This window comes from Variovorax sp. F042 (genome assembly GCF_057814215.1).
Genome location: NZ_JBVASX010000049.1, coordinates 1 through 321 on the forward strand (window position 1 = coordinate 1; position 321 = coordinate 321).

1 pseudogene is annotated in these 321 nt (G+C 72.3%); it reads left to right on the forward strand.

The features are described 5' to 3' along the window. Nucleotides 1–321, forward strand: a pseudogene (locus tag ACZYSP_RS35345) (SdrD B-like domain-containing protein); the annotation flags it as partial.

Here is a 321-nt window from a genome sequence, read left to right on the forward strand (position 1 = left end):
ACCCGCTTCTTCGACTGGCCGCGCAGCCGCTTCACGCTGACGGCGCGGCGCAACGAGCTGATCGTGCTCGGCGACAGCGCCGCCACCGGCCAGGACGTGCAGTGGGAGCAGGACTGGATCGGCGGGCGCTACGAGACGATGCGCCCCGAGCTCACCACCACCCTCGGCCATGCGCGCGACAGCAGCGGCGGCACCACCCGCAGCGACCCGACGGCGGGCCTGCAATTCCGCGACTGGATCGACAGCGGCTTCAACGGCGGCGGCAACCTGCGCTACACCTCGCAAAGCGGCGGCCTCTACACCAGCCGCGGCCTGTCGGGC